This window comes from Butyricicoccus sp. AF35-5AC (assembly GCF_003477715.1).
Lineage (GTDB): Bacteria > Bacillota > Clostridia > Oscillospirales > Butyricicoccaceae > Agathobaculum > Agathobaculum butyriciproducens.
This window is the reverse complement of sequence record NZ_QUDX01000027.1, coordinates 1-7,012: the sequence shown is the minus strand read 5'-3', so window position 1 is coordinate 7,012 and position 7,012 is coordinate 1. Positions and strand designations below refer to the sequence as shown.

General features: G+C 49.2%; 4 protein-coding genes. 1 reads left to right on the top strand and 3 read right to left on the bottom strand.

Going from position 1 to position 7,012, the window contains the following annotated elements; all coding sequences use genetic code 11:
- Positions 1-625 precede the first annotated feature (625 nt).
- On the top strand, positions 626-4,735 hold the full coding sequence (locus tag DWZ82_RS14685) for an S-layer homology domain-containing protein (protein ID WP_118481392.1): 4,110 nt from the start codon (positions 626-628) through the stop codon (positions 4,733-4,735).
- Positions 4,736-4,771: 36 nt separating this feature from the next.
- Here DWZ82_RS14685 and DWZ82_RS14680 read toward each other — a convergent pair whose 3' ends face one another.
- The 3 genes from DWZ82_RS14680 to DWZ82_RS14670 all read right to left on the bottom strand — a co-directional run bounded on the left by DWZ82_RS14680 (position 4,772) and on the right by DWZ82_RS14670 (position 6,902).
- Entirely contained in the window at positions 4,772-5,224 is a 453-nt protein-coding gene (locus DWZ82_RS14680; RefSeq protein ID WP_118481391.1) for a low molecular weight protein-tyrosine-phosphatase, read from the bottom strand.
- 185 nt (positions 5,225-5,409) lie between these two features.
- The gene (locus tag DWZ82_RS14675) at positions 5,410-6,609 is read right to left on the bottom strand and encodes a site-specific integrase (protein ID WP_118481390.1); all 1,200 of its coding nucleotides are present in this window, start codon (positions 6,607-6,609) and stop codon (positions 5,410-5,412) included.
- A gap of 110 nt (positions 6,610-6,719) precedes the next feature.
- The gene (locus DWZ82_RS14670; RefSeq protein ID WP_413087825.1) at positions 6,720-6,902 is read right to left on the bottom strand and encodes an excisionase; all 183 of its coding nucleotides are present in this window, start codon (positions 6,900-6,902) and stop codon (positions 6,720-6,722) included.
- Positions 6,903-7,012 lie beyond the last annotated feature (110 nt).

The window sequence follows — 7,012 nt, the reverse complement described above, 5'->3', positions numbered from 1 at the left end:
TTCGTTGTTCTCAACCGCTCATCAACAGCTTATTTAGTATACCGCAGTATACGCCTAATGTCAACACTTTTCTTCAACTTTTTCAAAAAAATATTTTGCAGGAAATTTGTACACTCTATATATACCTATATAATATATTCCTCCTGTCTAAACGTCCTGAAATAAAACACCACCTGCCGCTGTACACCGACAATCGCGGAAATAATACAGCGCACCAGCTTCCCTATGATATTTCAATATTCAGTTGTAATCTTTATCGCATATTACTAACTTCTATACCGTATTTTTATCATTTCCACAGAAATTATGTGCTGCTTTGTGCCTTTTCCGCTGTAAACAATATGTATCGCACATACAAAAAATTTTTCCTTTATCAAAAATCACATCCAGAGTTAGTTTCTCCTAACTCATTGCAGGATTTTGTGTACTTTTTATGTTGTTTATATGATACGGCCGTTCTTTCCTGTAAATATCAGGATTTGACACCACAAAATCTTTATGATATTTTATTACCTACTTATGAGTTAGTGTATGATAACTCATTGTGATCACGCTCCTTTCCTATGGAAAGGAAAATTTTTACCGGCATGGTTAGCCCAGTCTAACAACAAGGAGGAAAATATACTTGAACAAAAAACGTACCCTTGCGATGCTTTTGGCAGGAGCTATGCTCCTGCCAGCGAATGCATTCGCTGCCTCGCCTGAAGATTTTACCGATTTCCCAACCGACTGGTCCGCAGCCGGCCTGCGCAGCGCTGTACAGAACGGCCTGCTGAACGGCTCAAACGGCCAGATTAACAGCTCCGGCCTGCTGATCCGTGCCCAGATGGCTGCTATCGTCAACCGTGCCTTTGCCGCTCGCAAAACAGCTGACCTGTCGGTTTACAGCGATGCAAACACTTCCGCATGGTATTATAATGATCTCGAACTGGCCGTTGCCATGCGCACATTTCAGGGTGCAAACGGCAAACTGAATCCCGAAGCGCCGATCACCCGCGAAGAGGCTTTTGTTGTCCTCGCGCGTGCATTTGCACTTGAAAGCGGCGATACGTCCGTTCTGAACAATTACACCGATGGTGCTTCTGTCTCTGCATGGGCACGGAACAGTGTAGCTGCATTGATTGAAAACGGCTATGTCAACGGTGCAAATGGTAAGCTGAACCCGAAAAACAGCATCACCCGTGCAGAATTCGCCAAGGTCATCAGTGAGATGGCCAGCACCTACGCCGATGCAGACGATTCTCTGTCTGCCACGGTGGACGACAGCGTTATTGTGCGTGAAAACGGCGTTTCCCTGTCCGGCAAGACCATCAACGGCGACCTTATCATTGCAGACGGCGTCAGCAGAATCGACCTGACGGGTGTTACTGTCACCGGCCGCATTGTACTGCGCGGCGGCGAAAGCGGTGTAACCTTTAAGGACACCAAGGCCGGCAAGGGCATTATCGCCAATACCGACATTGCGGTTTCCGGCTCGGTTGACAGCATCACAGTCGCACAGGGTGCTGCCATTACCGTAAACAGCGGCGCGTCTGTCGGTTCCATCAACGTCAACGCAGAAGGCGCAAAGATTACCGGTGCAGGCAAGGTTGGAACCGTAAAGGCGAACGCCGATAACGTAACCGTTACCACCACCGGCACCAAGGTGACTGCCGCAAACGGCGTTTCCGGCGTCAAGGCAGGCAATAAATCGGTTGCCGCAGGCAAAACCGAGACGGTCGGCGCGGCAGCTTCCGGCGGTGGTTCGTCCTCCGGCGGCGGCTCCTCTTCCGGTGGTGGTTCCTCTTCCGGCGGCAGTTCGTCCTCTGGTGGTTCGGTTGCACAGCAGAGTCTGGTCGTACCCGAGCAGACCAAGCTCATCGACATGAACACCGTTCAGCTCGGCGCACTGGGTCAGTTTGTTGTTGTCCGCTTTGAGGACGGCAACACGCTGGATAACTGCACGCTGACCGTTGACGGCACCGAAATCAACGCCGGCTGCTCCAAGGTTTCCACCGACGGCAGCATTGTCAAGTGGCAGTCCACCGTACTCGACCCGAGCACGCTGACCGTTACCAATAAGACCACCGGCAAGACCCAGACCGTCAGCCTCGGCGGCAAGAACACGGTAAAGCCGACCGTTTCCGGTGTACCAGTCGATTACTACTTCCTTGCAAACGGTCCAGTTTACGTCTGGGATTATCACCAGACCAACAAGGACGCCGCCGGTAAGGTACGCTATAATCCGACCCACACAACCATTGACCTGAAAACTGCCTCCAATTCGGTACGTTTCTACTCTCCGGACGCCGTTCTAAGCGAATCCGACGATAATCTCTATCAAGTTTCCGGCGAAGTACAGCTTATGTTCAACTATGCCAACGGCACCGACGCGGAAAAGGCGTTTGTGGACGGCATTACGAGCGTTGTACTCGTGCAGGACGATGAAAGTAACAGCGTGCTCAATAGCAATTTGAAGTGGAGCCTCAACAAGGCGCTGCCGCACGGTGTTGACGGCGCTACCGTTGCGTGCATCACGGTCCCACTCGGTCAGTCGAACTTCTTCTCGAACGGTCGCTACAAGCTGCGCGTGGTATCGAACGGCAATGCCGAGCTGTTCCCGATCCATGTGGTAAACGAGAAAACGCCGTCTCTGGTGCTGAGCGATACCGGCGCATACAGCGGCGTGAACACGCATTTTACGGTGAAGGATATGCTGTACGGCATCACCCAGCCGATTTACCGCGTAGAACTGCAGTATGCGGGCGATTCCGAGGTACAGGTGCTCAATAAGTTTGACGACTGGTATCTCATCGGCGATACCTTCGTGCTGTATAACGATACTACCAACCATCTGACGCACAGCGGAAAGTATACGCTGACCATCTACGCGAACGGCTTCAAGTCGTTCTCCCAGACCTTCTATGCCTACGGTGCAGATAAGCAGTCGGTTTCTCCGGCGGCGCGTGCCGCAGCGGCAGGCGTAGACGCGCTTTCCGCAGCGACCAGCGGCGGCGGCGGTGCCTCCTCGGATTCCGGTTCTGAAGGCGGCAGCAACACCATGAACGCAAATCTGGTATTCAGCGCCGACCTGCTGACCAACGCGAAGATCGTGGAAAAGCTGGGTCTGGACAACGCCAATGCAGCCGCTATCTCCGAGCGCTGGGACAATATGCTCCATGACGCGGTTTATTATGAAGGCGCAGATAAGGTTTACACCAGCGCAGGCTTCTTCGCTGCCGCAAATACCGCGCGCACCGAGGACAAGCTGCTCACCTTTGCGGAGTATGTCACCTCTGAGAACGCAGAAACCACACGCAACCGTCCGTATGCGGTAAAGAAGGTGCTGGAGGATAATCTGCTTGGCGAAACGACTTCGTTCAGCGAGGCGTCCTCTTCCGCAGCTCCTGACCTGACTCTGGTCAAGGAAGTGACCAAGGACGGTCAGACAAGCTACCAGTCCATCAGCGAAGTAAATGAGGGTAAGGACGCAGTTCTGCTCGTTTCCGGCAGCAAGGCAGCGGCATATCTGGAAAAAATGAAAGAGAATGCCAACAGCCAGCTTTACCTCAACACCACCTCGGCGCTGAGCAAGGATGCATACTCCATCGACACCGAGAAGAACACCATCACCATTCCGGCAAACCAGCTCAAGCTGGGCGATAACGCGCTGACGCTGCAGGTCGATACCTTCCAGAAGGTGCGCCTGACGCTGACCGTTGCAAAGCAGCTAGAGAAAAACCTTTCTCTGTCGGTTGCCGAGACTACCGAATCGGGCAAGCCGATCGTATTCACGGTAGATGGCTCGAACGGTGATTTCCTCAAGAATCTGGCATCTGTTAAGCTGGATGACAAAACGGACATCGGTACTTACGGATATTACGGTTACGGTTCCGAAACGGCTTATTATGTAATCGGCAAGGATAACAAAACCATCTCTCTGTATAACGTACCGTCCGGTGAGCATACGGTTGCTATTTCGGCAAAGTACTATGGTGAGCCGCTGACGGCAAAGTTTACGGTTAATGCAAAACCTGCGGAAGCTGCAAAATCCGCACCGACGGTTTCCAGTGCTGAAAAGAAAACGGATACCAGTTATATGGGAACGTATTCCTACTATCGTCTCAGCTTCACCGGTCTGAATGCATCTGACCTCACAACATATCTGGCTAAAGTAAATCAGGTCAAGGTGAACGATACTGTTTTGACCCGCGGCTATTCCAGCAGCAGCCTTGCGGACAACAACTTCCGTCCGGCTGCAACCGATACCACTTATAGTACGTCTGCATACGATGTTCTCGATCTGCCCGTTAGCCTGTTTGCCAATGCCGGTGACTATAAAATCAAACTCACCGCAGATGGCTATACTGATGTAGAGTATACGCTGACGGTTGGTGATTCGAGTAGTTCCGGCGGCTCTGCGGTAACAGCACCGACCGAACTGCCGACGATTGAAAAAACTCAAGATTCTTCTGGCAATCAATATTACCTTCTGACATTTTCCGACGCCGCAGAGTGGCTGAGACAGCTTGACACCATTACGGTTGATGGTTCGGAATATAAAGTTGGCGGAGACCGCTTATCTACAAAAACATATCGCATTGATGCCGACAACCAGACTATTGCAATGTGTTTTCCCAGCGAACTTTGGTCCACAACTTATAATGTAGTATTTGTTGGCACAAATACCACTTCTAATTTGACTCTGAAAATCACCATTCCGGGATTTACCGGAGAACCTTCGGTGTCTAAGTAAGAAAAAAGGAAACCCTCTCGGGTTTCCTTTTTTTCTTTACCGATATTCCGCCAGCAGACCTTGGCAGCCTTCCCACAGGTCGTTCCATGTGGCATCAAAATCGCCGGTATACCACGGGTCAGCGACCTCTTCGCCCTGTCGGTCGGTAAAATCCAGCAGCAAATGCAGCTTTCCATCCGGATCGCCGCCGCAAATGCGCTGCATGGTGTGCAGATTCGACCGGTCCATGCCAATCAGCAAATCAAACCTATCATAATCTGCGCGCGTCATCTGCCGCGCCGCATGCTGCCCGCACGGGATTCCCTGCTCAAGCAGCTTGCGCCGCGCCGGCGGATACACCGGATTGCCGATCTCCTCACGGCTGACAGCCGCCGATTCAATCTCCCAGTCATCCGCGACGTCTTCTCGCTTTACCAGTTCCTTCATGATATATTCTGCCATCGGACTGCGGCATATGTTGCCGTGGCAAATGAATAATACTTTAATCATCTTTTTATATCTCCATTTAAGTCTTGTATTTCTTCTCAAACGCTTGATATTTCAGGGTTTTCCGACTTTTGAGTTTTCCTTTCTTTTCAAGGTATCTTCTCAAATCTTCTCGTATTTTCTTGTGTTTTTCCCTGCAATCTTGGTAAATCCGTTGGTAAAGCAAGCGTCCTTACCAACGGGCTTTTTTAACTATTCGCTATCCGATATACTTCTTCCTTTGCATCATCAAAATTCACATGGGTGTAAGTGTTCAAGGTTACACTGATGTCTGCGTGACCCATGATATACTGCAAGGTTTTCGGATTCATCCCGGATTTTGCCATATTAGAGCAAAAGGTGTGCCTGCATACATGAGGGGTAACTTTCGGCATCTGGATACGGTAAATCCTGTTGTATTTCTGAATGATATGCTCCATGTACTTCTCCCAGTGAAGGGCAACCATCGGCATATCGTTTTTATCCAAAAATAAAAATCCAGCGTATCCTTCCACCATCGGTTCAACTTTTGGTGTCTTTCGGTTGGCAATAATTCTGCGAAAACACGCTGCGACAGCTTCCGTCATCGGCACATAGCGGATGCCTTTGTCAGTTTTTGGCTCTTCAATTACATACTGCATCTGTGCAGTACGCTGTAACTGATGGTCTACCTTAATACGCATTTCTCCAAACTCGATTTCTGAAACCGTCAATCCACAGAACTCTGAGATACGAAGCCCTGTGTGAAAAAGAATATAGATTGCATCATAGTATCTGCTGAAATGTTTATCTTCCTGAATAAACTTCAACAAATCTCTCTGCTGCTTTCGGGTGATCGCTTCTCTGGTAACAGAATCATTGACAATGACGGAGGCAAGCTCAAATTCAAATGGATTTTTACGAAGCAAATCATCATCTACCGCCATCTGAAATGCCGGTCTGAGAACTCCCCTGATAGAATGAATGGAACTATATCCCCGCCCATCAATTTGTTGGAGCTTAATCAACCATGCCTTGGCGTCTGACAAACGCACCTTATCAATTCGCAGATTCCCAAAACTCTCTTTTTTCAGCATATTGATGACCGTTTTATATCCGGCAACCGTATTGTGACGAACTCCTGTTTTCAATGAAACATACTTTTCTACCAGTTCCAAAACAGTATAGTTGCCACCGTTGGTTACGATACGGTCAAACAAATCCGCTTCAATCTGTTTTTCTTTCTCACGCAGGGAAGGCTCCCGCTTCTTCCCCTTTGGCATTGGGTCATTCTTGTCTAAACGCCAGCTGTATACATTTTTCTCTTTTCCGTCCTCATCAATATAGCGGAACCGATACCTCCCATCTTTACGCTGGTACTCGCCCTCTCGCAAAATCCGATTACGGTTATCTCGTCTTTTCTCACTCATCGTGAACTCTCCTTTCAAAAAAGAGAGCCAGACTTGCGCTCTTATCATAGCACAAATCCAGCTCTCCGCATAGTTATATCATGTGAAATCGGTAAATCTGTCAGCTCTGTTTACACAGCAGTAGCCTGATCCAGATACCTCTCAAATTTCTCACGCTTAATGAGGGCACGATTGCCGTTCATCACATAAAAATCCTCATTGGGATGTGTGTCAATAAGCGTTCTCAATTTTCCTTCGCCGATATGATAATATCTGGCTGCTTCCTCAATGGTAAGCGTATATCTACGCCACACCGGAATATCCGAGTAATTTTTTCCTTCAATATTCATCTTATTATTCGCCATAGGCAGTTATCCTCCATGCATGAAAATAGCCAGACAGAGGGTGTCGGCAACGAAGTCCG

Bases quoted from the DNA above. Each gene is read 5' to 3' on its own strand.
- DWZ82_RS14675 (WP_118481390.1), bottom strand. From the start codon at position 6,609: ATGAGTGAGAAAAGACGAGATAACCGTAATCGGATTTTGCGAGAGGGC.
- DWZ82_RS14680 (WP_118481391.1), bottom strand. From the start codon at position 5,224: ATGATTAAAGTATTATTCATTTGCCACGGCAACATATGCCGCAGTCCG.